The 22,433-nt window shown below is 72.1% G+C and carries 27 protein-coding genes; 10 read left to right on the forward strand and 17 right to left on the reverse strand.

The features are described from left to right. Window positions 1-87: 87 nt before the first annotated feature. The 3 genes from OG417_RS42540 to sigE are packed head-to-tail and all read right to left on the reverse strand — an operon-like array spanning window position 88 to window position 2,329. Window positions 88-1,158, reverse strand: coding sequence for a sigma-E factor regulatory protein RseB domain-containing protein (locus OG417_RS42540; protein WP_329241598.1), 1,071 nt, complete (start codon window positions 1,156-1,158; stop codon window positions 88-90). Then, the gene (locus tag OG417_RS42545) at window positions 1,155-1,706 is read right to left on the reverse strand and encodes an anti-sigma factor family protein (RefSeq protein ID WP_329241601.1); all 552 of its coding nucleotides are present in this window, start codon (window positions 1,704-1,706) and stop codon (window positions 1,155-1,157) included. Before OG417_RS42545 ends, OG417_RS42540 begins: the two co-directional genes overlap by 4 nt. Then, complete coding sequence (gene sigE, locus OG417_RS42550; RefSeq protein WP_329241603.1) at window positions 1,703-2,329, reverse strand: RNA polymerase sigma factor SigE; 627 nt, start codon at window positions 2,327-2,329, stop codon at window positions 1,703-1,705. The genes OG417_RS42545 and sigE overlap by 4 nt, the downstream gene beginning before the upstream one ends. Window positions 2,330-2,469: 140 nt before the next feature. Between sigE and OG417_RS42555 the strand changes: the two genes are divergently transcribed. Both OG417_RS42555 and OG417_RS42560 read left to right on the forward strand, forming a co-directional pair. Then, window positions 2,470-3,093, forward strand: a complete 624-nt coding sequence (locus OG417_RS42555) for an O-methyltransferase (protein WP_329241607.1) — start codon at window positions 2,470-2,472, stop codon at window positions 3,091-3,093. A 38-nt stretch (window positions 3,094-3,131) separates the two neighbouring features. Next, entirely contained in the window at window positions 3,132-3,656 is a 525-nt protein-coding gene (locus OG417_RS42560) for a hypothetical protein (RefSeq protein WP_329241609.1), read from the forward strand. A 32-nt stretch (window positions 3,657-3,688) separates the two neighbouring features. On the opposite strand, the gene OG417_RS42565 is transcribed toward OG417_RS42560, so the two are convergent. Both OG417_RS42565 and OG417_RS42570 read right to left on the reverse strand, forming a co-directional pair. Next, window positions 3,689-5,158, reverse strand: coding sequence for a leucyl aminopeptidase (locus OG417_RS42565; RefSeq protein WP_329241612.1), 1,470 nt, complete (start codon window positions 5,156-5,158; stop codon window positions 3,689-3,691). Between the two features lie 100 nt (window positions 5,159-5,258). Then, complete coding sequence (locus tag OG417_RS42570) at window positions 5,259-5,426, reverse strand: DUF3117 domain-containing protein (RefSeq protein WP_141954058.1); 168 nt, start codon at window positions 5,424-5,426, stop codon at window positions 5,259-5,261. A gap of 158 nt (window positions 5,427-5,584) precedes the next feature. On the opposite strand from OG417_RS42570, the gene OG417_RS42575 reads away from it, so the two are divergent. The 4 genes from OG417_RS42575 (at window position 5,585) to OG417_RS54640 (ending at window position 8,504) form a co-directional block, all read left to right on the forward strand. Continuing rightward, on the forward strand, window positions 5,585-6,364 hold the full coding sequence (locus OG417_RS42575; RefSeq protein WP_329241616.1) for a PaaX family transcriptional regulator: 780 nt from the start codon (window positions 5,585-5,587) through the stop codon (window positions 6,362-6,364). 41 nt (window positions 6,365-6,405) lie between these two features. Beyond that, window positions 6,406-7,191, forward strand: a complete 786-nt coding sequence (locus OG417_RS42580) for an enoyl-CoA hydratase-related protein (RefSeq protein ID WP_329241619.1) — start codon at window positions 6,406-6,408, stop codon at window positions 7,189-7,191. A gap of 128 nt (window positions 7,192-7,319) precedes the next feature. Continuing rightward, a complete protein-coding gene (locus OG417_RS42585) occupies window positions 7,320-7,724 on the forward strand; it encodes a hypothetical protein (protein ID WP_329241621.1) in 405 nt (134 codons plus the stop codon). A 576-nt stretch (window positions 7,725-8,300) separates the two neighbouring features. Beyond that, window positions 8,301-8,504 carry a DUF397 domain-containing protein gene (locus tag OG417_RS54640; RefSeq protein WP_425550849.1) on the forward strand — a complete coding sequence of 68 codons (204 nt, stop codon included), beginning with the start codon at window positions 8,301-8,303 and terminating at the stop codon, window positions 8,502-8,504. Here the strand turns inward: OG417_RS54640 and OG417_RS42590 are convergent. From OG417_RS42590 to dapE, 6 genes are all read right to left on the reverse strand, one after another. Continuing rightward, window positions 8,489-9,064, reverse strand: a complete 576-nt coding sequence (locus OG417_RS42590) for a DNA-3-methyladenine glycosylase I (protein WP_329241624.1) — start codon at window positions 9,062-9,064, stop codon at window positions 8,489-8,491. The genes OG417_RS54640 and OG417_RS42590 overlap by 16 nt on opposite strands. Beyond that, the gene (locus tag OG417_RS42595; protein WP_329241627.1) at window positions 9,061-9,489 is read right to left on the reverse strand and encodes an SRPBCC family protein; all 429 of its coding nucleotides are present in this window, start codon (window positions 9,487-9,489) and stop codon (window positions 9,061-9,063) included. Before OG417_RS42595 ends, OG417_RS42590 begins: the two co-directional genes overlap by 4 nt. Continuing rightward, on the reverse strand, window positions 9,486-10,190 hold the full coding sequence (locus OG417_RS42600; protein ID WP_329241629.1) for a hypothetical protein: 705 nt from the start codon (window positions 10,188-10,190) through the stop codon (window positions 9,486-9,488). The genes OG417_RS42595 and OG417_RS42600 overlap by 4 nt, the downstream gene beginning before the upstream one ends. Window positions 10,191-10,259: 69 nt before the next feature. Then, window positions 10,260-10,841: a TIGR00730 family Rossman fold protein gene (locus tag OG417_RS42605; protein ID WP_329241632.1), complete on the reverse strand. Its 582-nt coding sequence runs from the start codon at window positions 10,839-10,841 to the stop codon at window positions 10,260-10,262. After that, the gene (locus tag OG417_RS42610; protein ID WP_329241635.1) at window positions 10,841-11,647 is read right to left on the reverse strand and encodes a TIGR00730 family Rossman fold protein; all 807 of its coding nucleotides are present in this window, start codon (window positions 11,645-11,647) and stop codon (window positions 10,841-10,843) included. The genes OG417_RS42605 and OG417_RS42610 overlap by 1 nt, the downstream gene beginning before the upstream one ends. A 150-nt stretch (window positions 11,648-11,797) precedes the next feature. Further along, the gene (gene dapE / locus OG417_RS42615; protein WP_329241638.1) at window positions 11,798-12,859 is read right to left on the reverse strand and encodes a succinyl-diaminopimelate desuccinylase; all 1,062 of its coding nucleotides are present in this window, start codon (window positions 12,857-12,859) and stop codon (window positions 11,798-11,800) included. 212 nt (window positions 12,860-13,071) lie between these two features. On the opposite strand from dapE, the gene OG417_RS42620 reads away from it, so the two are divergent. From OG417_RS42620 to OG417_RS42630, 3 genes are all read left to right on the forward strand, one after another. Then, complete coding sequence (locus OG417_RS42620; protein WP_329241640.1) at window positions 13,072-13,845, forward strand: peptidoglycan recognition protein family protein; 774 nt, start codon at window positions 13,072-13,074, stop codon at window positions 13,843-13,845. Between the two features lie 77 nt (window positions 13,846-13,922). Continuing rightward, on the forward strand, window positions 13,923-14,726 hold the full coding sequence (locus OG417_RS42625; RefSeq protein WP_329241642.1) for a lysozyme: 804 nt from the start codon (window positions 13,923-13,925) through the stop codon (window positions 14,724-14,726). Window positions 14,727-14,818: 92 nt separating this feature from the next. Further along, the gene (locus OG417_RS42630) at window positions 14,819-15,571 is read left to right on the forward strand and encodes a GH25 family lysozyme (protein WP_329241645.1); all 753 of its coding nucleotides are present in this window, start codon (window positions 14,819-14,821) and stop codon (window positions 15,569-15,571) included. Window positions 15,572-15,624: 53 nt separating this feature from the next. Here the strand turns inward: OG417_RS42630 and OG417_RS42635 are convergent, their stop codons facing one another. After that, a complete protein-coding gene (locus tag OG417_RS42635; RefSeq protein ID WP_329241647.1) occupies window positions 15,625-16,461 on the reverse strand; it encodes a 2,3,4,5-tetrahydropyridine-2,6-dicarboxylate N-succinyltransferase in 837 nt (278 codons plus the stop codon). Between the two features lie 69 nt (window positions 16,462-16,530). Here OG417_RS42635 and OG417_RS42640 point away from each other — a divergent pair, with 69 nt between their 5' ends. Further along, on the forward strand, window positions 16,531-17,355 hold the full coding sequence (locus tag OG417_RS42640; RefSeq protein WP_329241650.1) for a hypothetical protein: 825 nt from the start codon (window positions 16,531-16,533) through the stop codon (window positions 17,353-17,355). 105 nt (window positions 17,356-17,460) lie between these two features. Here OG417_RS42640 and OG417_RS42645 read toward each other — a convergent pair whose 3' ends face one another. From OG417_RS42645 to OG417_RS42665, 5 genes are all read right to left on the reverse strand, one after another. Continuing rightward, on the reverse strand, window positions 17,461-17,970 hold the full coding sequence (locus tag OG417_RS42645) for a hypothetical protein (protein ID WP_329241653.1): 510 nt from the start codon (window positions 17,968-17,970) through the stop codon (window positions 17,461-17,463). A 187-nt stretch (window positions 17,971-18,157) separates the two neighbouring features. Next, complete coding sequence (locus OG417_RS42650; protein ID WP_329241656.1) at window positions 18,158-19,051, reverse strand: aromatic prenyltransferase; 894 nt, start codon at window positions 19,049-19,051, stop codon at window positions 18,158-18,160. 127 nt (window positions 19,052-19,178) lie between these two features. Next, complete coding sequence (locus tag OG417_RS42655; protein WP_329241659.1) at window positions 19,179-19,988, reverse strand: aldo/keto reductase; 810 nt, start codon at window positions 19,986-19,988, stop codon at window positions 19,179-19,181. Window positions 19,989-20,016: 28 nt separating this feature from the next. Further along, window positions 20,017-21,420 carry a trehalose-6-phosphate synthase gene (locus tag OG417_RS42660; RefSeq protein ID WP_329241663.1) on the reverse strand — a complete coding sequence of 468 codons (1,404 nt, stop codon included), beginning with the start codon at window positions 21,418-21,420 and terminating at the stop codon, window positions 20,017-20,019. Between the two features lie 75 nt (window positions 21,421-21,495). Beyond that, window positions 21,496-22,428, reverse strand: coding sequence for an NAD-dependent epimerase/dehydratase family protein (locus OG417_RS42665; protein WP_329241666.1), 933 nt, complete (start codon window positions 22,426-22,428; stop codon window positions 21,496-21,498). Between the last annotated feature and the right edge of the window lie 5 nt (window positions 22,429-22,433).

Raw genomic sequence — 22,433 nt, forward strand, 5'->3', positions numbered from 1 at the left:
CCTTGACGGTGAAACCCGCCGGTTCACGACTCCATCCCCCGCAGACGAAACAACGTCGAATCCCATAGCAAAGGGGATCTCCACAGATCAGTCAAATGGGTTGGCCCATGAGCTGAGCCGGTGCAGCCCTCGGCGGAGACGCCCCCAGAAACCCGTCTCGCCGTGTGGCAGCGCGGCCACCACGCTGTCGACCACCGGAGGCGGCGCGTCGGCGAGGACGGTGAAGACGTAGCCCCTGCTGGCCCACATGGCGCGCTGCTGCATGGTGTCGCTCAGGTAGACGGTGCGGCCGCCGCGGGTCGCCTTGTGCCAGCTGGCGACGCTGCCGGCGTCGAGCGTGCCGCGCTGGAGGAAGACCGAGACCACCGAGAGCCCGTCGGAGTAGCTGAGGTGCACGACCGGGCCGTGGCCGTCGAGTTGCCGCGCGTCGTACAGGCTGAGGCGGTCGGGCAGGTTGTCGCGGACCGGCCAGCCTCGGTAACGCAGCGATCCGAGGTCGGCGCTCGCGAGCTGATGCGCCCAGGGCGCCTCGACCGTGTGCGGCGCGGACGCCATGAGGAGCTGCGACTTGGGCGCGGTCGGCCGAATCTCGGTGAAGAACGTGAGGTTGACCTCGCGGCCCTGCTGGTCGAGGAGCTCGCGCCGGAGCATGAGGCCGGTCTGGCGGTCGATGTGGAAGCGGCCCGCCGCGCTGCCGTCGGCGCGCCGAGCCTCGATCACGGACGTGGCGCGGCCGGAGACCTCGCCCTGGCCGGCACGTACGACCGCGTAGTTGCGCACCAGCAGGTCGAGCATCTTCGGCGTGTAGCCGGTGAGCCCGCCGGTGCGGTCGGAGTCGTCGGCCTCGAACATCTGGCCGCCCTGGTCGGCGGTGGTGCTCTGCACGCGCATGTGGGTGCCGTCGCCCGGGACGTGGACGACCTTGACCAGCGACGTGGTCGCCATCCCGCTGCGGCTCCACGCGGTGATGAACTGCGTGCCCTCGTACGGCGTCGTGCGCGCCGCGCCCTCGGCGCCGCGCAGCAGCCGCAACGCCTCGGGGTCGGACTGGAGCCGGGCTCCGCTCGCCGTGTCACCGGTCGTCACGAACCAGAGCATGAGAAGCGCGGCGGCGATGCCTCCCGCCATCCACGAGTTGCGCGAGATCCGATGAGTCACGGGCTATCGCTGGCCGTCTCTGCCGGCTTGGGGTCGGTCAGGGGAACGTCGCCCGACGTCAGAGCGTGTTCGACCGCGAACTGCTCGACCGAGGGAGCCACGCGCGGCAGCGAGCGTGGGTCCGAGCCCGCGGCGAACGCCGCGGAGCCGATGCCGAGCACGGCCAGGGTCGCGGCGCCGGCGAGGAGGTAACGGCCGCGCGGCAGACGGCGGCGCGCGGCGGCGCGGCGCGCACGGCCGGCGGGGCGGGTGTCGCGAGGACGGGTGGCGGGACGGCCGGCGGACGGGCCGCGGCTCTCCCCGGGGAGGCGGCGGACCGGCGGCGGAAGCGGGTCGCCGGGCTCACCCATGGCCTGGAGCCGGGCGAGCAGACGCTCGCCCGGGACCGCGTCGCCCATCGCGCGGAGCCGGCGCTTGAGGGCGCGCAGCGCGTCGGCCTCGGCACGGCACAGGTCGCACGCCGCGAGGTGTGCCAGTGCGCGGTCGCGTTCGTCGTGCCCGAGCTCGCCGTCGACCAGAGCCGTGAGGCGTTCCCCGAGGTGGCTCATGGAGCCTCCTTCGCCGGAGGAGCGGCCGGAGACGGTGTGTCGTCGGGACGGCGGCGCCGGGGACCGCGGTGTTCGAGAGCGGCGCGCAGCTGCGCGCGCCCGCGGTGGATCCGGCTGCGCACGGTGCCGAGCTTCACGCCCACGGTCGCGGCGATCTCCTCGTACGACAGGCCCTCGATGTCGCAGAGGACCACGACCGCGCGGTAGTCGGGGGCCAGGCCGTCGAGCGCGGCCTGGACGTCGGCGTCGAGCTTCTTGTCGTCGTAGGCCTGGGCGGGAGTGGGTTCGTGGCCGTGCAGGCGCTCGGCCGCGTCGTCGGCGAGCCCTTCGAACCGGATGCGCTGCCGCCGCCGCGCCTGGTCGAGGAACAGGTTGGTGGTGATGCGGTGCAGCCATCCCTCGAAGGTGCCGGGCTGGTAGTTGGCCAGCGACCGGAACACGCGGACGAAGACCTCCTGCGTGAGGTCCTCGGCGTCGTGCGGGTTGCCGGTGAGCCGGAAGGCGAGGCGGTAGACGCGGCCGGAGTGCTCGCGCACGATGTCGTCCCACGAAGGGGGTGTCCAGGCGATGCCGGCGTCGCGCACCGTCGCTCCCCTCTCACGCAGAAGTTCTGCCACCGCCATACTGCCCCGTTTCTTCCTTTCCGCCTACCCGGCTGCCGTGGCCCTCCTGAAGAACGTGACGGTAGGCGGCGGAGTTCCCCACCCGCAGTAGTCTTTGACCTCGCAGACTAAGGCTCCCTGAGGAGGAAGTCATCGACGCGGTGAAGGCCACACTGGCCTACGTGGAGCAATACCTCCCCGAGGACGAGCCGCTGCGCAACGCGCGCCGGCGCGGCGAGGACGTCGGCGCGACGCCCATCGGCCCGGCCGGCGGCGCCGCCCTCAGGTTCCTCGCGACGGCCATCAGCGCGCGCACGGTGGTCGAGATCGGCTCGGGCTGCGGTGTGTCCGGCATCTGGCTGCTGCGCGGCATGCGGTCGAACGGCGTGCTGACGAGCGTCGACGTCGAGCCGGAGAACCAGCGGCTGGCCCGCGAGGCGTACGCCGAGGCCGGCTTCCCGACCTCGCGCGCCCGCCTCATCACCGGCCGCGCGCTGGACGTGCTGCCCCGTCTCACCGACGGAGCGTACGACCTGGTCTTCTGCGACGCGCTCAAGCAGGAGTACCCCGACTACCTGCCGGAGGCGCTGCGGCTGCTGCGGCCGGGCGGCGTCGTGGCCTTCGACAACGCCCTGTGGGGCGACCGGGTGGCCGACCCCACCGACCGCTCGCCGGACACCGTGGCGATCCGCGAGCTCGGCCGGCTCGTCCGCGAGGACGACCGGCTGACGCCGATGCTGCTGCCGGTCGGGGACGGGCTCCTCGCCGCGGTGAAGGGTGAATGAGAGTACTCCGGCGACCTGTCCCGGGTGACGTGCGGCCGGTGGGATGCGCCGTCGTCCTGCTGGTGTTCTCGGCCGTCTTCGCGGTGGCCGCCGTGCCGTCCCTGCCGCGCGCCGGCGCCGTGCTCTACCTGCTGGTCGGCGTGGCCGGCGTCCTGCTGTGCGGAGTCGGCCTGGCGACGGCCGCGGGCCGGCTCCTGGCCCGGCGCCCGGTCCTGGAGCTGGACGAGGACGGCGTACGCCTGCCGGCGCCCTGGCCGTGGCCGCGCACCCGCGACCGCGTCCTCGACTGGACCGATCTGGCCTCGGCGGTCGTGTGGCACACCCCGTCACCGCGGGGACGCGCGGTGACCGGCCTCGCGTTCCTGCCGACGACGGCCGCCGCCGAGCGCATCGGGCCGCCCCCGAGCGCCGAGATCCTGGCGCTGGGCCTGGACGACGTGCCCGGCGTGGCGTCCGCGCGCTGGGCGACCCGGATCCAGCCCGGCTGGGACACCGACGCCGAGCGGATCCTGGCCGAGGTCCGCCGCCACGGCCTCCCGGCCGTCGACGCCCGCACGCGCTGAGCGCCGGGCCCCGTCAGAGCCCGCGCGGGCTCTTAGTTCGCCGAGGTCAGCCAGCGCAGCAGCAGGCGGACGCCGTAGCCGGTGGCGCCCTTGGTGATCTCGGCGTCGTCGGTGGTGGCGCGGGCGGGGCCGGCCACGTCCAGGTGGGCCCACGGGCGGTCGCCGGCGAACTCCCGCAGGAACAGGCCGGCGACGATGGAGCCGGCGCTGAAGCCGCCGCGGCCGATGTTCGCCACGTCGGCGACGTGGGAGTCGATCGCCTGGCGGTACTCATCGATCAGCGGCATCCGCCACAGGGACTCCCCGCTGCCCTCGCTCGCGCCCAGCAGGTCGCCGGCCAGCGTCTCGTCGGTGGAGTACAGCGCGGCGTACCGCAGGCCGAGCGCGACCTTGGCGGCGCCGGTCAGCGTGGCGATGTCGACGACGGCCGTGGGGTCGAGCTCCGCGTCGGCGTACGCCAGCGCGTCGGCCAGCACCAGGCGGCCCTCGGCGTCGGTGTTGAGGACCTCGGAGGTGGTGCCGCCGTAGTGGCGGATGACGTCGCCGGGACGCATCGCCGAGCCGGACGGCATGTTCTCGGCCGCCGCGACCAGCCCGGTCACCTTGGCCGGAACGCCGAGCTCACGCAGCGCGCTCATCACGGCGATCACGACGGCGCCGCCCGCCATGTCGGTCTTCATGGTCTTCATGCCGGCGTTCGGCTTGAGGGAGAGACCACCGGAGTCGAAGGTGATGCCCTTGCCGACGAGCACGATGTGCCGCCCGTCGCCGGCGCCCTCCGGCTCGTAGGCCAGCTCGATCAGGCGCGGCGGGCGGGCCGAGCCCGCGCCGACCGCGATGAGCCCACCGAAGCCCTGGGCGGCGAGCGCCGCCTCGTCGCGTACGCGGACCGTCAGCGCGGCGTCCGCGGCGAGCTCCTCCGCGCGCTCGGCGAGCCACTGCGGGCACTTGTCGCGCGAGGTGGTGTTGGTGAGGTCGCGGGCGAGCGCCACCGCCCGCGCGATCGACGCGCCGCGCTCCAGCGCGTCCGGTGCGGGGGCGACCACGCTGATCGACTCGGCACCGGGCCGCCTGGCGGTGCCGCCGACGCGGAAGTCGTACGAGGCCAGCAGCAGCCCCTCCGCGAAGGCCGCGAGGGCGTCGTCCTCCGCCTCCGACGGGCCGCCGACGATCACCTTGCCGCGGCCCCTGACCTGCCGGGCGACCGTGGCGCCCGCGCGGCGCAGCGCGGAGACCGACCCGTCGCCGACACCGAAGAGGAGCAGCTCGGTGATGCCGTCGCCCATCCGGAACGGGGCCCTGACGATCTCTCCCGGCTCGCCCTTGGCGTCCTCGTGGGCGAGCAGGTCGGCCGCGCCCAGCGCGAAGATGCCCGCCAGCCCGTCGGCGTACGCGGGGTCGATCTCCGGCCCGGAGCGTACGGGGACGGCGACCGCCTCGGCCGTGGTCGCGGCGTCGCGGATCGTCCCGTCGAGCGCGCGGAGCTGCGTCTGTAGTGGCACGTACCCTCTCCTGATGAGCAGTGAGGCCCCGGCTTCAGCCGGGGCCTCACTCGATGATTCAACTCGGCCGGAACGATCCGCCCGATCCGGGCGAGGCTTCCTAGCCGACAACACCCTTCAAAGCGTCCCCGAGCTCGCCTGCCTCATCTGCCGACAGTTCGACAACGAGCCGCCCGCCACCTTCGAGCGGGACACGCATGACGATTCCGCGCCCCTCCTTGGTAACTTCGAGCGGACCATCGCCTGTCCGCGGCTTCATCGCCGCCATGCGTGCATCCCCTTCCTGCCTAGGGCCGCGTGGGGCCGCCGGGCTTCCTTGGCCGCTGACCCGCCTGCCGCATCAACGTCAACTGTGGTGGACCATTATCCCGTTTTCGGGACGCTAAGTGGTAACGATCAGCTCGGAGATCGTCAGACTGGAGTTCTATGAATGCCCGTTCTGCCCTCTTCGACCTCTACGGTGACCACCTTCGGACCCGAGGTAGAAGCGCGCCGATCGCCTCGCTCGTACGGCTCCTGGCGGCCCTGGACATCGCCGCCCCGGCCGCCCGCACCGCGGTGTCGCGCATGGTCCGGCAAGGGTGGCTGTCACCGGTACGGCTGCCTCAGGGCCGCGGGTACGCGCTGACGACCAAGGCCGTCCGGCGCCTCGACGAGGCGGGACGGCGCATCTACCGTCACGCGCCCGACACATGGGACGGGCGCTGGCATCTGCTTGTTATCCAGCATATTCCCGACCGGGCGCGTCGCGACCGGCTGCGGGCCGGGCTGGGCTACCTCGGCTACGCCGCGCTCGACGACACGACGTGGATCAGCCCTCGCGCCTCGGCCGAGCTGGACGCCCTGTTCGCGGCCGAGGGCGTGCGCGCGGAGCGGTTCGCCGCCGGCTACGACGGCGACGCCCGCGGGCTCGTGGCCCGCGCTTGGGACCTCGACGGGCTCGCCCGAGCGTACGAGCGCTGGATCGGCGAGGCCGAAGAGCTCCTGGCGGCGTGTCCGGGGGACGGTGACGAGGAGGCGTTCGCCGTGCGCAGCCGCCTGGTGCACGAGTGGCGTAAGTTCCTGTTCAGTGACCCGGGGCTGCCGGCGACGCTGCTGCCCGGCGACTGGCCCGGGATCAGGGCCGCGCGGTTCTTCGACGAGGAGGCGGCGCGGCTCTTGCCCGCGGCCTCACGGTTCGTCGATCGTTGCCTCGATGGCCGGTAGAGGTCTGGAGAAGGTCCGTAGTCGGTCGAAGGAGCCCGAACGTGCCGGAGAGCGTGCAGTACGACCTGGCGGAAGGCGTGGCGACGATCACACTCGCCCGCCCGGACGCGATGAACTCACTGACGGCGGCGGCCAAGACGGAGCTGCGGGACGCGGTCGAGCGGGCGCGGGACGACTCCGCCGCACGCGCGGTGCTGCTGACCGGCTCCGGCCGCGCGTTCTGCGTGGGCCAGGATCTGCGCGAACACGCGGACAACCTGGAGGCGGGCCGCGGCCTCGCCGGCACGCTCGAGGACCACTACGAACCGATCATCCTGGCGCTCAGCGGCATGCCCAAACCGGTCGTCGCCGCCGTGAACGGCGCCGCCGCGGGCGCCGGGCTGTCCTTCGCGCTCGCCTGCGACATGCGGATCGCGTCGGAGAAGGCGTCGTTCGCCACCGCGTTCACCCGCATCGGGCTGGCGCCGGACAGTGGCCTGTCCTGGACACTGCCGCGCGTGGTCGGCCGCGCCAAGGCGCTCGAACTGCTGCTGCTCGCCGAGCCGGTACGCGCGGCCGAGGCGCTGGAGCTCGGCCTGGTGAACGCCGTCGTGCCGCCCGAGTCGCTGGCGACCGCAGCGCGCGACCTGGCCGTTCGGCTCGCCGCGGGCCCCACGCTGGCGTACGCCGCGGTCAAGGCGGCGCTGGACCACGCGGCAACGTCCGACCTGGCCGGCGCGCTGGCCAAGGAGGCCCAGCTGCAGAAGGCGTGCGCCGAGACCGCCGACCACGCCGCCGCCACCGAGGCGTTCCTGCGCAAGGAACAGCCCGTCTTCGAAGGCCGCTGACGGGCCCTTCGCGCTCCGGGACGCCGACGCGGGCACGGCGGATGCGTGAGACGGCGAGAGGTTGTCACGGCGTCCTCAACCGGACATAACAGGTTGTGCGAGTGAGCCGGACGGTTACTCTCCGACCCATGGCCACGCGAACCGCGCTCACGGGTGCCGGGGCGATCGGAGCCGTCATCGCCGTCTTGCCGGTGATCTCGGCGTTTCCCAGTCCCGTGAGCTGGATCGCGGCCGCAGTCGTGACGGCATCCGCCGTGCCCGCCGCGGTCACTTTCACCCGCCGGCCGGCGGCGGACACCGTCAGGCGAAAGCGCACGCCCGCTGAGGGCATCGTCGACTGCGCCGGACAGAGCCTCGGCATCGGTGACGCCGTACGGGCCGGAGACGGCTTCGACGGTCCGATGGAGCTGGGCTTCGGCCGGGGGGTGGTGGTGAAGGTCGGCCATGGGAAGGCACATGTCCGCTTCAACGACATACCCGGGCAGGTTCACGCGGTCACGCCCGGCACCCTGCGCCGGCTCGACGCGCGCTAGCGGCTCGTCGCGACCGCTTGCGGCCACCGCGCCGACGGCGACCGTTATTCAGGGCCACCGGCCGGCCGGCCCGGCCACGGAGAGCGCACCGCGGGCGACGCGCGCCCGGGCCGGATCCGCGCCATGACGCGGCCGGCGCCGAAACAGCACCGCGCGGAACGGTATTCCGCGTCCACTCACAAACGAGGCGGTGATCGATAAGGCGAACCGTTGGTCGATTAATGCGGACGGTTCGCACGCCTTTTCGGTGCGACGCAAATTCGACGAGTCGCGGATCGACTCGTCTTGCCTTCGAATTGTGCGTACTCTGCATAGAGGGGGATTCTCCGTCCAGCGCCTCGCCGAGGTAAGACATGGCCCCGGCGAATGCGCGGGCGGTGAACACGTTGACCGGGCAGCGAGGGTGGACCGCTCCCACCGTCTCGCGTTTTTGGGCTGCCTACAAACCATGTCACCAGGTCGGCGAAACCCGTCCGGCCGCATAGGGAGAGGAAACGTGAGCACGACCGAATCCGCCCACTGTTGGCGTCGAGAAGCATTCGGCGGCCGTTCCACTACCGTGAAAGAGGGGGCGAAATGACCACCCGCTGGCGCCGAAGCAGCCGCAGTGGTCACGCCGGCGACAACTGCGTAGAAATCGCAATGAGCACTCACCTAAATGCCGGATCCATCATGGCGAGCCCACCACAGAATAGAAAAGGGCCGCGGAAAGACGACCTCGCCCGTATCCAAAGGGCCCGCCCCTGGGGACCGGCGGTGAATGGTCAGCCCGTGGTGTAGGCGCCGCGCCGGTGACACTCCAGCAGGTGGTCATCGACCAGGCCGCACGCCTGCATCAGCGCGTAGACGGTCGTGGGGCCCACGTGCCGGAAGCCATGCCCCTTGAGCTCCTTGGCGAGCGCCTTGGAGCCAGGGGTCGTGGCCGGCACGTCCGCGACCGTCTGCGGGGCCGGCGCGCCGGGATCGGCGTACTTCCACACCAGAGCCGCCAGCCCGTCCGGCAGGTCGAGTGAGGCACGGGCGTTCGCGATCGCCGCCTCGATCTTGCGACGGTTGCGCACGATGGAGGCGTCGGCGAGCAACCGCTCGACGTCGGCCGGGCCGTACGCCGCGACCTTCTCCGGCACGAAGTCGTCGAAGGCGCGCCGGAAGCCCGGCCGCTTGCGCAGGATCGTCAGCCAGGACAGCCCGGACTGGAACGCCTCCAGGCAGAGGCGCTCGTACAGCCCGTGGTCGTCGCGGACCGGCCGGCCCCACTCCTCGTCGTGGTAGGCGATGTAGTCGGGCGCCGAAACGCCCCACGGGCAGCGCGCCAGCCCATCGGGGCCGATCATCGTCATTCGAACAGTTTAGCGAGGCGGCGGAGCGAGGTGTGAAGCATGAGACGGGCGAGCGGGCCGACGGCGATCCAGCCCACGCGGCCGGCCGGGCCCAGCGGCAGGTCGATCAGCTCGGCCCAGGTCACCCGGCACCGTCCTCCGGGCAGGTCGAGCAGGTCGAAGCGGCCCTCGCCGCGCACCAGACGCCCCGTGTGACGCACCGCGACACGCGTCGGCGGCCGCCACTCGGAGATCACCATGGTGTCAAGGAAGCCCACCGGCCCGACGCCGGTCCAGGCTCCCACGCCCTCGCCCTCGGCCGCGCCGCCCTCCGCACGCGTGAAGGGCACCCACTCGCCGTGCCGCGGCCAGTCGACGAGCAGCTCCCACACGCGTTCGGCGGGCGCCGGTACGTCGGCCGAGGCGTGCACGGCGACGCGGCTCACTCGCCGTCGTCCTTCCGCTCCGAGGGCGGCTCGGCGGGCTCGGCGCGCTCGGACGACGGGGCGGCGTCGGCGGACACGGCCGACTCGGCGGGCCGCTCCCGCGACACCTCCACCGGCCGCTCCTCCGGCCCTTCCGCCGGGGGCTCCTCGACCGCGTCGGTCTCCTCCTCGGCGTCCTCGGGGCGGTCGACGATCGTCTTCCACGGGTCGCCGATCCGCGTGGACCCCTCGGAGGGGACGTCGAAGCGGGCGGCGAGGGGCTCCTGACGCGCGGCGGACAGGCCGGGCCGGATGTCGGTCCGGGTGACCAGCGGGTCCGGCGCGTCGTCCCGCGCCGGAGGCAGGGCCGCCGGACGGCGATCGCCGCGCCTTTCCGGGCGGAGGTCGGGCCGCGTGTCGCCGTCGCGGCCCTGGCGTGCCTCGGCGAGTTCCTGCTCGAGCACGGCGATGCGCGTGTCGCGCTCGGTCAGCTCGTCCGCGAAGCGCTGCAGCGCCTCGTCGGTGATCTGCTTGTGGTAGCCCCAGAGCCCGAGCGGCAGGCGAAGGAGCGCCGCGTCGGTGCCACCGACGGAACGGCGTCCGGGCAGGGCCAGCGGCGGATGGTCCGGGTGCTCCGTGGAGAGCTGCCCGCCGCCGCCCACGGCCACGACGACGATCGCGCCCAGCACGGCCACGGCGGCCAGCGCCACGGTGATGGTCATGACGAGCAAGCTCGGGCTCCCCTCTGTGCCTCGATCATCCGATCGTGCCACACCCGGCGCCGGGACCGCTCACGGCTCCGATTCGATGTAGTCCTCGGCGGTCGCCTCCAGGCGTACCGGAGTGCGTTCGAGGTGGTCGAAGGCCTCCGCCACCGTGCTGGTCCAGCCGATCGCGTCGAAGATGCGCGGCCGGGCGAAGCCCTCCTCCAGCAGGTGCTTCATCAGGTCGCGCAGCGGTTCGTACAGGTTGTACGGGTCGAGGATGGCGATCGGCTTGTCGTGCATGCCGAGCACGCGCGAGGTCCAGATCTCGAACAGCTCCTCCAGCGTGCCCAGCCCGCCCGGCAGGACCAGGAACGCGTCCGAGCGGCGGTCCATCTCGCCTTTGCGCGACCGCATGTCCTCGGTCACGACCAGCTCGCTGTCCTCGTCGGCGACCTCGACGTCGACGAGCGCCTGGGGGATGACGCCGACGGTGTGGGCGCCGCCGTCCCGCGCGGCGCGGGCGACGGCGCCCATGCACGAGACGGTCGCACCGCCGCTGACGAGTGTGTGGCCCCGGCGAGCCAGCTCCTTGCCGGCCTCCTCGGCGAGTTCGAGGTAACGGCGGTCGATCCGGCCGCTGGAGGAGCAGAAGACACAGATCCGCATCAGGAACCGTTCCCTCCCCCGGCCGCGAGTTCCTCCTGCGCGGCGCGCTCTTCCAGCAGACGCTCCTGCGTCTCGTGCGCGCGCTTGACGATGTCCACGACCTCGGCCGGGTCGTCGGTGAGGTGGATCAGGTCCAGGTCCTCGACCGCGACCTTGCCGCCCGGCAGCATCTGGTTCTTGATCCAGTCGAGCAGGCCGCCCCAGAAGGCGGTGCCGACCAGCACGATCGGGAACCGGGTGATCTTCTTGGTCTGGACGAGGGTGATCGCCTCGAACAGCTCGTCGAGGGTGCCGAAGCCGCCCGGCAGCACGATGAAGGCCTGGGAGTACTTCACGAACATCGTCTTGCGGACGAAGAAGTAACGGAACTCGATGCCGATGTCGACGTGGTCGTTCAGGCTCTGCTCGAAGGGCAGCTCGATGCCGAGCCCGACCGAGATGCCACCCGCCGAGACGGCGCCGGCGTTGGCGGCCTCCATGATGCCCGGCCCGCCGCCCGTGATGACCGCGTACCCGGCCCCGGCCAGCGCCGCGCCGATCCGCTGCGCGAGTTCGTACTCCTCGCTGTCCGGCTTGGTGCGCGCGGAACCGAAGATGCTCACGGCGTGCGGCAGGTCGGCCAGCAGCCCGAAACCCTCGACGAACTCCGCCTGGATGCGCAGCACTCGCCAGGGGTCGGTGTGCACCCAGTCCGAGGGGCCACGGGCGTCGAGGAGTCGCTGGTCGGTGGTCGTGGCTGGGATGGCCTTGCCGCGGAGCGTGACAGGGCCCTGCCGCCTCCTGCGCGGCACCTGGTCAGATCGCATGTCCATAACCGTAGCCAGCCGGGCAACCCGTTTAACTCGGCCGGCGGACGCGTCACGAGAACGCAACCCGCCGTACGCCCGCCCGTCTCCGTACGCCCGTCGTCGCCCGCCGGGAGGTGGGCGCCGCGGTCACCACCTGCGCGGATCGCCTCACGCCGTGAGCCAGGCCCGCATGCTCTCCTCCCCCGCGAAGATGCGCGGGATCTCGACGTACTCGTCCTTCGTGTGCGACAGGCTCGGCTCTCCGGGCCCGAAGTTGACCGCCGGGATGCCGAGCGCGGAGAACCGCGCGACGTCCGTCCACCCCAGCTTGGCCCGCGCCATCGACGCGCCGCCGATCGCCTCGACGAACGCCGCGGCGGCCGGATGCGTGAGGCCGGGCCGGGCGCCCGCGGCACCGTCGACCACGGTCACGTCGTACCCGGTGAAGACCTCACGCAGATGCTTTTCGGCGTCTTCGAGCGACTTGTCGGGAGCGAAGCGGTAGTTGACGGTCACCACGCACTCGTCGGGGATGACGTTTCCGGCCACGCCGCCGCTGATGAACACCGCGTTGAGCCCCTCGTGGAACTCCAGGCCGTCGACGACCGGGCGCCGCGGCTCGTACGCGCGCAGGACGTCCAGCACCGCGCCGGCGTTGTGGATGGCGTTCGAGCCCATCCAGGAGCGGGCGCTGTGCGCGCGCTCGCCGGGCACCCGCACCTCGACGCGGATCGTGCCCTGGCAGCCGCCCTCGATGATGCCGCCGGAGGGCTCCATGAGCACGGCGAAGTCGGCCTGGAGCAGCTCGGGGCGGGTGTCGCCGATGCGCTTGAGCCCGTTGCGCGTCTCCTCGATCTCCTCGCACTCGTAGAAGAAGTACGTCACGTCGCGGTTGGTCTCGGCCAGGGTGGCGAGCTTGAGCTGGACGGCGACGCCGGCCTTCATGTCGCCGGTGCCGCAGCCGTAGAGCCGCTCGCCCTCGACCCGGGAGGGCAGGTTGCGGTTGACCGGAACGGTGTCGATGTGGCCGGCGATGACGACGCGCTCGCTCCGCCCCTGGGACGTACGCGCGATCACCGTGTCGCCGTCGCGCTCGACGGTGAGGTGAGGCAGGGCCCGCAGCGCCTCCTCGATGGCGTCGGCGAGGGCCTTCTCGTCGCCGCTGACGGATTCGATGTCGACGATCGCCGCGGTCAGGGCCGCCACGTCCTGGTTCAGATCGAGCCGCATGAGCCCTCAGCCTACTTGGGACGTGCCCGGATCCGGCCAACCCCCGCGCGGCGCAGCGTTCTTGACGACACTTCTGACCAGTACTGACTTACCGACCTGCCAACGGAAAGGGACTCTGTTGGGGGAATTTTCCACCTTCCACGAGGTTACTGGGTAGGATATTTACCTATGGCGGGAGCGGAATCAGCTTCGACCGCAGGGAGTCCCCCGCCATGTCCCACACATCGTCCTTCGGCCGTCGCGGCTTCATCGCGCGTGCGGCCGCCGTCGCGGGCGGCGCCGCGCTGATCGGGGCGGCCGACCTCACCCGATCGGCCCCGGCCGGCGCCTACACCAAGCCGCGTGTCTACACCCGGGCGGAGTGGGGCGCACGGCCCCCGACGTCACCGGCGCAGATCATCGCCGCGCCCGACCACCTCGTCGTCCACCACATGGCCTTTCCCAACTCCACCGACTACTCGCTCTCGCACGCGTTCCAGCTGTCCCGTGACTGCCAGGACCTGCACATGGACACCAACGGCTGGGCCGACACGGGACAGCAGCTGACCATCAGCCGCGGCGGCTACGTGATGGAGGGGCGCAACCGCTCGCTGGAGGCCATCGGCAAGGGCGCCAACGTGATGGGCGCCCAGACCGCCAACGAGAACGGGCACACCCTCGGCATCGAGAACGAGGGCACCTACACCAGCGTGCTGCCCCCGGCCGCGCTCTGGAACGCCCTCGTCCAGACGCTCGCCTGGCTCTGCGACGACTACGGCCTCGACCCGCACACCGCGATCGTCGGCCACCGCGACTACAACAGCACCGAGTGCCCCGGCGACGCGCTGTACGCCAAGCTGCCCCAGCTGCGCAACGACGTCGCCACCGCCCTCGGTACCTCTCCCCTCCGCGCCGAGCGCGCGACCCCGTACGTCCGGTCGAACCTGCCCGGACCCCGCCATCGCGGCGACCACGGCCCCGCCGTCGGCGCCCGCGAAGGCTCCTGAGGCGACACCGCCTCACTCACCCCCCGCCCCTCGAATCCCCCCAAGGAGGATCCGTGGCCCGCCGCATGATCCGCCGGATGAGCACTGCCGCCGCGGCGCTCGCCCTCGCCGGCACCACCCTCGCCCTCGCCCCCGCCGCCGGCGCGTCTTCCAACCCGATCACCCACCCCGACCAGGACCACATGGGCTGGAGCCTGGCCGCTCGCTCGGGCTCGACCGCCCCGGGAACCGTCACCCCCGCCGTCTCCGGGCTGCCCGGCCTGGACGTCTCCAGCTACCAGGGCAACGTCAACTGGACCACGGTCAAGAACAACGGCGCGAAGTTCGCCTACATCAAGGCGACCGAGAGCACGTCGTACACGAACCCCTACTTCAGCCAGCAGTACGTCGGGTCCTACAACGTCGGCCTCATCCGCGGGGCGTACCACTTCGCGACGCCGAACACCTCCAGCGGCGCCGCGCAGGCCGACTACTTCGCCAGCCACGGCGGAGCCTGGTCGGCCGACCACCACACGCTCCCGGGCGCGCTCGACATCGAGTACAACCCCTACGGCTCGACCTGCTACGGGCTCAGCCAGGCGTCGATGCGCAGCTGGATCCACGCGTTCGTCAACGAGTACCACTCCAGGACCGGCCGCTGGGCGGTCATCTACTCCACGCTCGACTGGTGGAAGACCTGCACCGGTAACTCCGACTCGACCTTCGCCAACAACGACCCGCTCTGGATCGCGCGCTACTCCAGCTCGGCGGGCACGCTGCCGGCGGGCTGGGGCTTCTACACGTTCTGGCAGTACGCCGACAGCGGGACGTTCCCCGGCGACCAGGACGTCTTCAACGGCACGGCCGCCCGGCTGCTCGCCCTGGCCGACAACACCGCCTGAGCCCCGCCACGCGTGAAGGGTCCCCGGCGTCCGCCCCGCTGTCGCCGGGGACCCCTCACCTCCCCCGTATCCGCCCGGCGTAAGGAACGACGATGTCCGCCCGCAGCCTCGTGACGGCGCTCGCGGCGGCGGTACTGGCCGCCGGCTCCACCTGCGCGGCCGCCACTCCGGCGGCCTCGGCCCGTACGGCTCCCGCCGCCCGCACGGCACTCGCGGCCTCGGTACCCGGCTTCGACATCTCCGGCGCGACCACCGGCGTCGACTGGACGGGCGTCGTGGCGGCCGGAGCGAAGTTCGTCTTCATCACGGCCACCGAGGGCACCACGTACCAGTACCCGAACTTCCCCCGCCTGTCGGCCGGCGCGTACGCCGCCGGTCTCATCCGCGGCGCGGCCCACGTCGCCGTCCCGAGCGCATCGGGCGGCGCCGCGCAGGCCGACTTCTTCGCCGCGCACGGCGGCGCCTGGTCGGCCGACCACCAGACGCTGCCCGGCACCCTCGACCTGGAGTACAACCCGTACGGCGCGATCTGTTACGGCCTCAGCCAGAGCGCCATGACCGGCTGGATCACCGAGTTCGTGAACGAGTACCACGCCAGGACCGGCCGCTGGGCGATCATCTACACGTCGCCGAACTGGTGGAAGCAGTGCACCGGCGGGAGCGCGGACTTCGGCTCGCGGGACCCGCTGTGGGTCGCCGCGTACGCCACCACGCCACCGCTCCCGGCCGGCTGGACCGCCTACACGTTCTGGCAGTACGCCGACGCCGGCGCGTTCCCCGGCGGCCAGGACGTCTTCAACGGCACGGCCGACCGCCTGCTCGCCCTCGCCGACGGCACACCCTGACCCCGCCAGGCGCCGGGGCCCGTCCGCGGGCCCCGGCGCATTCCACTGAGCGCCTAGGCGCTGAGGCCGTGGTCGCGCAGAATGTCGTTGAGCTGGGACTTGTCGTGACGCATGCCGGGCTCCAGGCGCCGGATGACCAGCACCGCGGGCATGCCGAACGTCCCGCCGGGAAACTCCTTGAGCCGCGTGCCGCCGACCGCGACGCACCAGTCGGGGATCCGGCCGCGGCCGAGTTCCTCACCCGTCTGCACGTCGATGACCGGCATGGACGCCGACAGGTTCGTACCTGACCCGACGACCGCGCCCTTGCCGACGCGCGCGCCCTCCACGATCATCGAGCGGCTGCCGATCATGGCCTCGTCCTCGATGACGACGGGGCGGGCGTTCGGCGGCTCCAGCACTCCGCCGATGCCGACGCCGCCGGACAGGTGGACGTTCTTGCCGATCTGCGCGCACGAGCCGACGGTCGCCCACGTGTCGACCATCGTGCCGGAGTCGACGTACGCGCCGACGTTGGTGAACGACGGCATCAGCACGACGCCGGGCGCGAGGTAGGAGCCCCAGCGCGCGATCGCACCGGGGACGACCCGCACGCCGTCGAACCGGGTCTTCAGCGGGATCCGGTCGTGATATTGGAAGTCGCCGGCCTGCGAGGTCGTCATCTCGAGAACCTTGAAGCCCAGCAGGATCGCCCGCTTGGCACGCTCGTCGACCACGACCTCGTCGGTGGTCTCGTCGACCCGGGCGACGCGCGCGGTGCCCGCGTCGATCTGGTCGATGGCGGCCAGGATGGCCGAGCGCGCGTCCGTGTCCTCGGGGCTGAGTTCCGCCCGGCGTTCCCACAGCTCGTCGATGGCGCTGGAGATCGGGCTGGTGAACGTGTCGGTCATGGCGGCGAGGATAGCGGCGCGGCGGTCGACCGACACGCATCAGGGTCGCCGAGCCGGTACGGTCTTCGCGTGGGGAGTGCGGACAGGAGACGGCTACGCCTCGGCGCGGTCGCGTTGGCCACGGCGCTGGTCATCGCGGGCGGCGGAGTGGTGCTCTACCTGCATTTCCGCCCCTACCTCCACGGCACGAGCTGCGAGGCGCGCGCCGACGCCGCAGTGATGCCTCTCGACCTGGAGCAGGCCGCCAACGCCTCCACCATCGCCGCGGTCGCGCTGCGCCGGAAGCTGCCCGAGCGCGCCGCCGTCATCGCGTACGCGACCGCGCTGCAGGAGTCGCACCTGCGCAACCTGGAGAGCGGCGACCGCGACTCCGTCGGCCTCTTCCAGCAGCGCCCGTCGCAGGGCTGGGGATCGGCCAAGAAGCTGAAGGACCCGGTGTACGCCGCCGGCCGCTTCTTCGGCGCGCTGGTCAAGGTCAAGGACTACACCGGCCTTCCGGTGCACGAGGCCGCGCAGAAGGTCCAGCGCAGCGCCGACGGCAGCGCCTACGCCCAGCACGAGGAGGACGCCAAGACGCTCGCGACGGCCTTCACGGGCCACGTCCCGGCGTCCGTGCGCTGCTGGTACCCGCCGAACAAGCGCAAGAAGAACTCCGACACGCGAGCGGCGCTGGCCGAGCTCCGCGCGACGCTCAAGCTCAGCGACGACGGCGACGAGCTGCCCGCGCCCACCAGCCGGTCCGGCTGGACGATGGCGAGCTGGCTGGTCACGCACGCCCAGACGTACGGCCTGCGCGAGGTCCGCTACTCCGGCCGCCACTGGCGCGCCAGCGACGGCCACAGCGGCTGGACCACGGACAAGAAGGCGTCCGAGAAGCTCATCACGGTCCGCTGACGCGAGGCCGCCGGCGCGGGCTCTCGCCGTCGCCGGGCTCTTCTCCGGAGGACGCCGGCGCCGCGGACCGCTCTCGGCGGACGCCGGCATCGCCCGTGCCCATGCTCACTTCCAGGACTTCGCGCGCGCCCTGGCCTTGCGCGCCTTCGCCCGGGCCGAGGCGACCTGGGCCGCGGCCTCCGAGCGTGAGCGTTTGCGCGCGGCCTTCAGGCCGGACTTCGCCTCGCGCCGCACCGTCTTGATCTGGGACCTGGCGGTCTCGGCGGCCCGGTGCCAGGGGTTGGCGTTGCGCCGCGCCCGGCGGCGCAGCAGCCACACGACCACCGCGGTGGCCACCCCGATGGTCGCGGCCCCGACGCCCGCGCCGCGGACCGCCGACGGGCCGCTGATCGCCGGAGGCGTCGCGTTCTCGCGGGCCTTGGCGGCCAGCCCGGTGACCGCCTCCTTGACCTGCCCGGCCTTCTCCTGTGTGGTCCGCACGGCGTCGCCGGCCTGACCGGTGACGGTGTCCTCGGCCTGCGCGGCCTTCCCCTGAGCCCGTCCCTCGAGGCCGTCGGCTCCGGCCGCCGCCTCCGTCATCTCCTGGCGCGCCGGCTCGTCGCTGTTCGCGGTCATCCCCTGCTCCTCGTCCGACAAGTTCACGACATGGCCCGCGGGCGGCGTCTCCTCCCGGCCGCGCGCGGCGTCCGCAGGACGCCCCGCCCTCGGTCATGTCGGCTCCGTCTTTTCGCGTTGGACCCCCGATACCCTGCGCACCGCGCCTAAACGCGCGGGGCCCGCGGGCGGGCGGACGAGACGGTGCTCACCTGGGCGGGAGCGGTGTCCGGAGCCGGTCGGTCTCGATCATGGGGGCGGGCCGGTGGTAGAAATTCTCGATCTTGTAGTACGGCCCGTGCCCGGAGAACGCGAGAGCATAGACATAGGCGCGATCGCCATCGTGGAACCGCGCGCCCCGCACGAACCGCCCGATCAACGGATCGAGATGGGCCGGCACGAGATCGGGTGCCGGAGTCCGGACCGGAAAGCAGATCCGCTCGATATTCGGAGAGTTCCAGGTGAAGGTGAAATACACCGAGAACGCCCGGCAGCACAGGTCGAGCTCGTCATTGCCGGGAACGCGGAAACCGAGGTCCTCGATCATCGTCGATATCTTCTGGGCGTCGCGCGCGCCGGTGAACGGAAAATAGACGTTGACCGAATGGCTGCGGTAGTCGACGGCGATTCCGTTGATCCCGGTCAGGCCGTGCCGGGCGAAATAGTCCAGGTTGCCGCCGACACTCGGCGGCATGCCGGGGGTGCGGCTCATCGCCTCGACGGTCTTGCCGCCGTCGTCCGCGTAGATGGACCAGATCTTCTCAAAGCCCGACGCCACCCCGACGTCCACGCCGCGGAAGCCGACGCCCCCGCGATCCTGGATCTCCCGGTAGAGCCGACCGGCCGGGCGGTCCGCCTCGACCGTGAACCCCTGGTCGAGGGCTACTCGGTAGGGGTCCGGATCACCGGCGGGCCCGATGTAGCGCACGCTCAGCTCCCCGCTGCGGCGGGCACGCGTCGTCGTCCGCAGGGCCACGGCGCCGCCGGTGAAACCGGCTTCGTACGCGCGGAGGATCGGCCACAGTGCGTCACGGTCGCAGGGCGCTCCGAGGAGGCGCGCGGTGTCGGCGGTCGCCGAATAGACGCTTTCCAGATCAGGCATCGCCGTTCTCCTCACGGGGAAACACAGCCCGACTCACTCGATGATCGCACGGTGATCGCACCAGCAGAATACGAGCGCGACACGAAAGAGAATCATCGGCGCGGCGAAGGAACACCCGGACAACGGTTCACCCGAGTGCGGCGACCTCGGCGTCGGTGAGGCGAATATCCAAGGCGTGAACGCAGGACCGCAGCGTGCTACTCCGGCTCGTGCCCACCACGGGCACGACCACCGGACCGGCCGCCAGGACCCAGGCCAGCGCCGCCTCCTCGGGCGTGCACCCGTGCGCGCGCGCCACGGCCGCGAGGGGTGCGGAGCGGGCGAGCCCGGCGACGCCGCGAGCGCCGCCGAGGGGAGCCCAGGCGAAGTACGTCAGGCCGAGGCGCTCGCAGAGGCGGATCTCGCGCCGGCCGTCCGGGCGCGGCAAGGAGAACTCGTTCTGGACCCCGGCCAGGGAGGGGCCCAGGACGTCATGGGCGAGCGCGATCCGCTCGGCGTCGACGTTCGACAGCACCACTCCGCGGGTCAGCCCCTCTTCCACACACTGGAGCAGGCCGCGTACGGACTCGCGAAACGGTGCGGCGGGATCCGGCCGGTGCAGCGCGTACAGGTCCAGCGGCCGCCGGCGGAGCCGCTCCGCGGACCGCCGGCAGGCCCGGCGGAGGTACTCGGCCGACCCGTCGAAGCCCCACTCCGTGCCGTTGAGACGCGTATGGCCGCCTTTGGTCATGACGGCCGGCCTGAGGGGAGGCGGAAGCGACGCGACGGCGCGCTCGACGACCGTCTCGCCGAGTCCGAAGCTCTCTTCGTCCGGGCAGTACGCGTCGGCCGTGTCGATGAGGGTGACCCCCGCCTCCGCCGCCTGCCGGACGAGCCGGGTCACCCGCTCCTCCAGGTCCGGAGGCGGCCACATGCACAGATCCGCCGTCCCCAGCACGAGACGTCTGACGGGTGTCCAGGGCGCGTTAACGATGACCGCTCCCGCAGGACACGACCTCGCGGCAGCTCTCCAGCTGAGAGGCGAGCCAGGCCTCGGGGTGACATCGGTCGAGCGCCTCGCGAGCGGCCGCCAGCCGGGACTCCGGCGCGTCCCGTCCGTCCGGACCGGCGGCCGCGTCCAGGGCGGCCTCGAGGGCGGACCGCGTCTCCTCGACGCTGCACGGATCCGCGATGACGTGCGCGCCGTCCCGCAGCAGCTCCGCCACGCCGAGCCCGGAGCTGATCACCAGCCGGCAGCCGCGCTCGTTGAGCCCCACCGCCTCCTGGACGGCGAGGTTGCCGCCGTCGCGTACGGAGTTGGCGACCACGACGTCCGCGTGCGTCATCGCCCACAGCGCCCGCCCCTGGTCGTCCCCTGACACGACGTGGAGGCTGCCGGGGAAGCGATGTCGTACGCGGTCGCAGTGGCCGGTCACGCGCCCGGCGTACTCGGCGTACTCGGGCAGGGACTCCCTGCTCGGCACGAGAAGCAGGGTGAGCCGTACCGTGCCGGCCAGATCCGGCCGCCCGCGCAGCAGGTCCTCGAACGCCATGACGCAGCGCTCGACGTTCTTCGCCGGGTCCAGCCGGCCGACGAACAGCGCGTTGACCCGGCGAGCGTCCCAGGCCAGCTCCGGCGGTTCGCCGGCGGGTCTCGACGCGCGCAGCGCGGCGACGTCGGCGCGGCCGAGCGTCACCGGGCGGACCCTGAGCCGGAGAAGCGGCGGCGGCCCGGCCCGGCCCTCACCGAGCCGATGCCGTACGGCCTCCTGGAACCCGTCACGCCATCGGCGGTCCTGGAACCAGAGCACGTCGGCCGTGCACAGCGAGCCCAGCCAGTCGTCGGCCAGACCGCTCCCGAGACGCGCGAAGGAACCCGCGTCGAAGGCCGTGTGCAGGAAGAAGGAGATCGGCCCCGTGAAGCCCCGCTCGCGCAGCATTCCGGGGACCAGCGCCAGCTGGTAGTCCTGGACGAGCACCGGCTCGTCCGGTCTCGCGCTCGCGGTCACCGCGTCGGCGACGGCCGCGTTGACCCCGGCGTAGTCGGCGACGGCCCGCTCCGTGGCGGGCCCGCCGGCGGCGCGCGTCTCCAGCGCGTGGAGCGCCATCCAGAGCATGCGCGCGCCGGCCATCAGGTAGTAACCGTGATACGCCTCGGGCGAGACCTGGACCGGGACGTGGCGGGCGGACGGCGCTCCGGGGCATCGGGAGAGCTCGTCGAGCCGATCGGGCCAGCGGTGGAGTTCGCCCGTCGTGGGCGCCATCCAGGTCGCCGGCTCGCCGACGCGCGCCAGCTGCCTCGCCAGCAGCTTGGTCACCGAGCCGTTGCGCTCGACGACACGGCCGTCCGCGGTGAGCGCCCGGGGCCCTCGGTCGGAAACGACGATCATCTCGGTCCTCACCTGTCGGGATCGGGCGGTGGCGCCTGACCGGTCACCGGTCGTGCGGGCTCGCGTTCGCGAGGATCACGGCGACGACCAGCGATGCCGCGGCTCCCACCCGAGCAGATCCCGCGCCTGGTCGCCGCGGAACAGCGCCGTCCGATCCTCCGGTGGCTCGGCCGGCGGCTCCAGCTCCGGCAGATACTTCTCCAGCAGCACCCTCGTCTTCTCGGTCGAGAGGGTGTCCTCGGCCGCGATGTTGCAGACCGCCGATCCCCGGCCGGTCTCCGCCTCGAGCGCGAGAAGACAGGCCCGTACCGTGTCGCGGATGTCGACGTAGCTCCAGAGATTCCACAGGCCGGACCGGGGATCGTCGGCGATCTGGGGCAGCAGCCTCCGGTAGTCGGCCGGGCCCAGGACGATGGAGAAGCGAAGCCCTACGAATTCGGTCCGCGAGGAACCGCCGAACTGCTGGGCCAACGATTCCAGTGTCGCCTTGGACATCGCGTAGGGCGTGTGCGCCCGGATCGGAGCGCGTTCCGTCAAAGGCAGGACGACCGGCGGGCGCTCGCTCGTGAACGGCGCCCCGAGAACCGTTTCGCTCGACGCCCACACCACGCGCCTTATGCCGAGCTCGCAGGCGGCCGCGAAAACGTTCGCACCCGATGTGATATTGGCGTTCATGGCGTGCCGGGCGGCCAGGAATTGGTCCTTCCAGGCCCGGTCGGGGGTACCCAATCCGCTCAGGTGAACCACGGCATCGCAATTTTGCAGGCATTCGCGGACCGCCCAGGCCTCGGTCATATCGGCGCGCTTGACGTCCGGCTGGTGAGGCGTGGTGTCGATGAGCACCGTCTCCATGTTCAGGCCGTGCAGCTCTTGTGCCACCGCCCGGCCGATGGTGCCGGCCGCCCCCGTCACCGCCACGCGCATATCACGCCTCCACATCTCCGTCAAGGAAGCTGTATTCGAGTGCCATGACTCTGGCATGATTACAACACCGCATGCGAGTTCCATACAAG

Source organism: Actinoallomurus sp. NBC_01490 (assembly GCF_036227085.1).
GTDB lineage: Bacteria > Actinomycetota > Actinomycetes > Streptosporangiales > Streptosporangiaceae > Actinoallomurus > Actinoallomurus oryzae.

What these genes read in the sequence shown, in the direction of transcription:
- OG417_RS42630 (WP_329241645.1), top strand. Translation starts at nt 14,819, where the DNA reads ATGTCCGCCCGCAGCCTCGTGACGGCGCTCGCGGCGGCGGTACTGGCC.
- OG417_RS42605 (WP_329241632.1), bottom strand. Translation starts at nt 10,841, where the DNA reads ATGCGGATCTGTGTCTTCTGCTCCTCCAGCGGCCGGATCGACCGCCGT.
- OG417_RS42575 (WP_329241616.1), top strand. Translation starts at nt 5,585, where the DNA reads ATGAATGCCCGTTCTGCCCTCTTCGACCTCTACGGTGACCACCTTCGG.
- OG417_RS42570 (WP_141954058.1), bottom strand. Translation starts at nt 5,426, where the DNA reads ATGGCGGCGATGAAGCCGCGGACAGGCGATGGTCCGCTCGAAGTTACC.
- OG417_RS42625 (WP_329241642.1), top strand. Translation starts at nt 13,923, where the DNA reads ATGAGCACTGCCGCCGCGGCGCTCGCCCTCGCCGGCACCACCCTCGCC.
- OG417_RS42660 (WP_329241663.1), bottom strand. Translation starts at nt 21,420, where the DNA reads ATGATCGTCGTTTCCGACCGAGGGCCCCGGGCGCTCACCGCGGACGGC.
- OG417_RS42545 (WP_329241601.1), bottom strand. Translation starts at nt 1,706, where the DNA reads ATGAGCCACCTCGGGGAACGCCTCACGGCTCTGGTCGACGGCGAGCTC.
- OG417_RS42620 (WP_329241640.1), top strand. Translation starts at nt 13,072, where the DNA reads ATGTCCCACACATCGTCCTTCGGCCGTCGCGGCTTCATCGCGCGTGCG.
- OG417_RS42635 (WP_329241647.1), bottom strand. Translation starts at nt 16,461, where the DNA reads ATGACCGACACGTTCACCAGCCCGATCTCCAGCGCCATCGACGAGCTG.
- OG417_RS42610 (WP_329241635.1), bottom strand. Translation starts at nt 11,647, where the DNA reads ATGCGATCTGACCAGGTGCCGCGCAGGAGGCGGCAGGGCCCTGTCACG.
- sigE (WP_329241603.1), bottom strand. Translation starts at nt 2,329, where the DNA reads ATGGCGGTGGCAGAACTTCTGCGTGAGAGGGGAGCGACGGTGCGCGAC.
- OG417_RS42665 (WP_329241666.1), bottom strand. Translation starts at nt 22,428, where the DNA reads ATGGAACTCGCATGCGGTGTTGTAATCATGCCAGAGTCATGGCACTCG.
- OG417_RS42585 (WP_329241621.1), top strand. Translation starts at nt 7,320, where the DNA reads ATGGCCACGCGAACCGCGCTCACGGGTGCCGGGGCGATCGGAGCCGTC.
- OG417_RS42600 (WP_329241629.1), bottom strand. Translation starts at nt 10,190, where the DNA reads ATGACCATCACCGTGGCGCTGGCCGCCGTGGCCGTGCTGGGCGCGATC.
- OG417_RS42650 (WP_329241656.1), bottom strand. Translation starts at nt 19,051, where the DNA reads ATGCCTGATCTGGAAAGCGTCTATTCGGCGACCGCCGACACCGCGCGC.
- dapE (WP_329241638.1), bottom strand. Translation starts at nt 12,859, where the DNA reads ATGCGGCTCGATCTGAACCAGGACGTGGCGGCCCTGACCGCGGCGATC.
- OG417_RS42645 (WP_329241653.1), bottom strand. Translation starts at nt 17,970, where the DNA reads ATGACCGCGAACAGCGACGAGCCGGCGCGCCAGGAGATGACGGAGGCG.
- OG417_RS42590 (WP_329241624.1), bottom strand. Translation starts at nt 9,064, where the DNA reads ATGACGATGATCGGCCCCGATGGGCTGGCGCGCTGCCCGTGGGGCGTT.
- OG417_RS54640 (WP_425550849.1), top strand. Translation starts at nt 8,301, where the DNA reads ATGACCACCCGCTGGCGCCGAAGCAGCCGCAGTGGTCACGCCGGCGAC.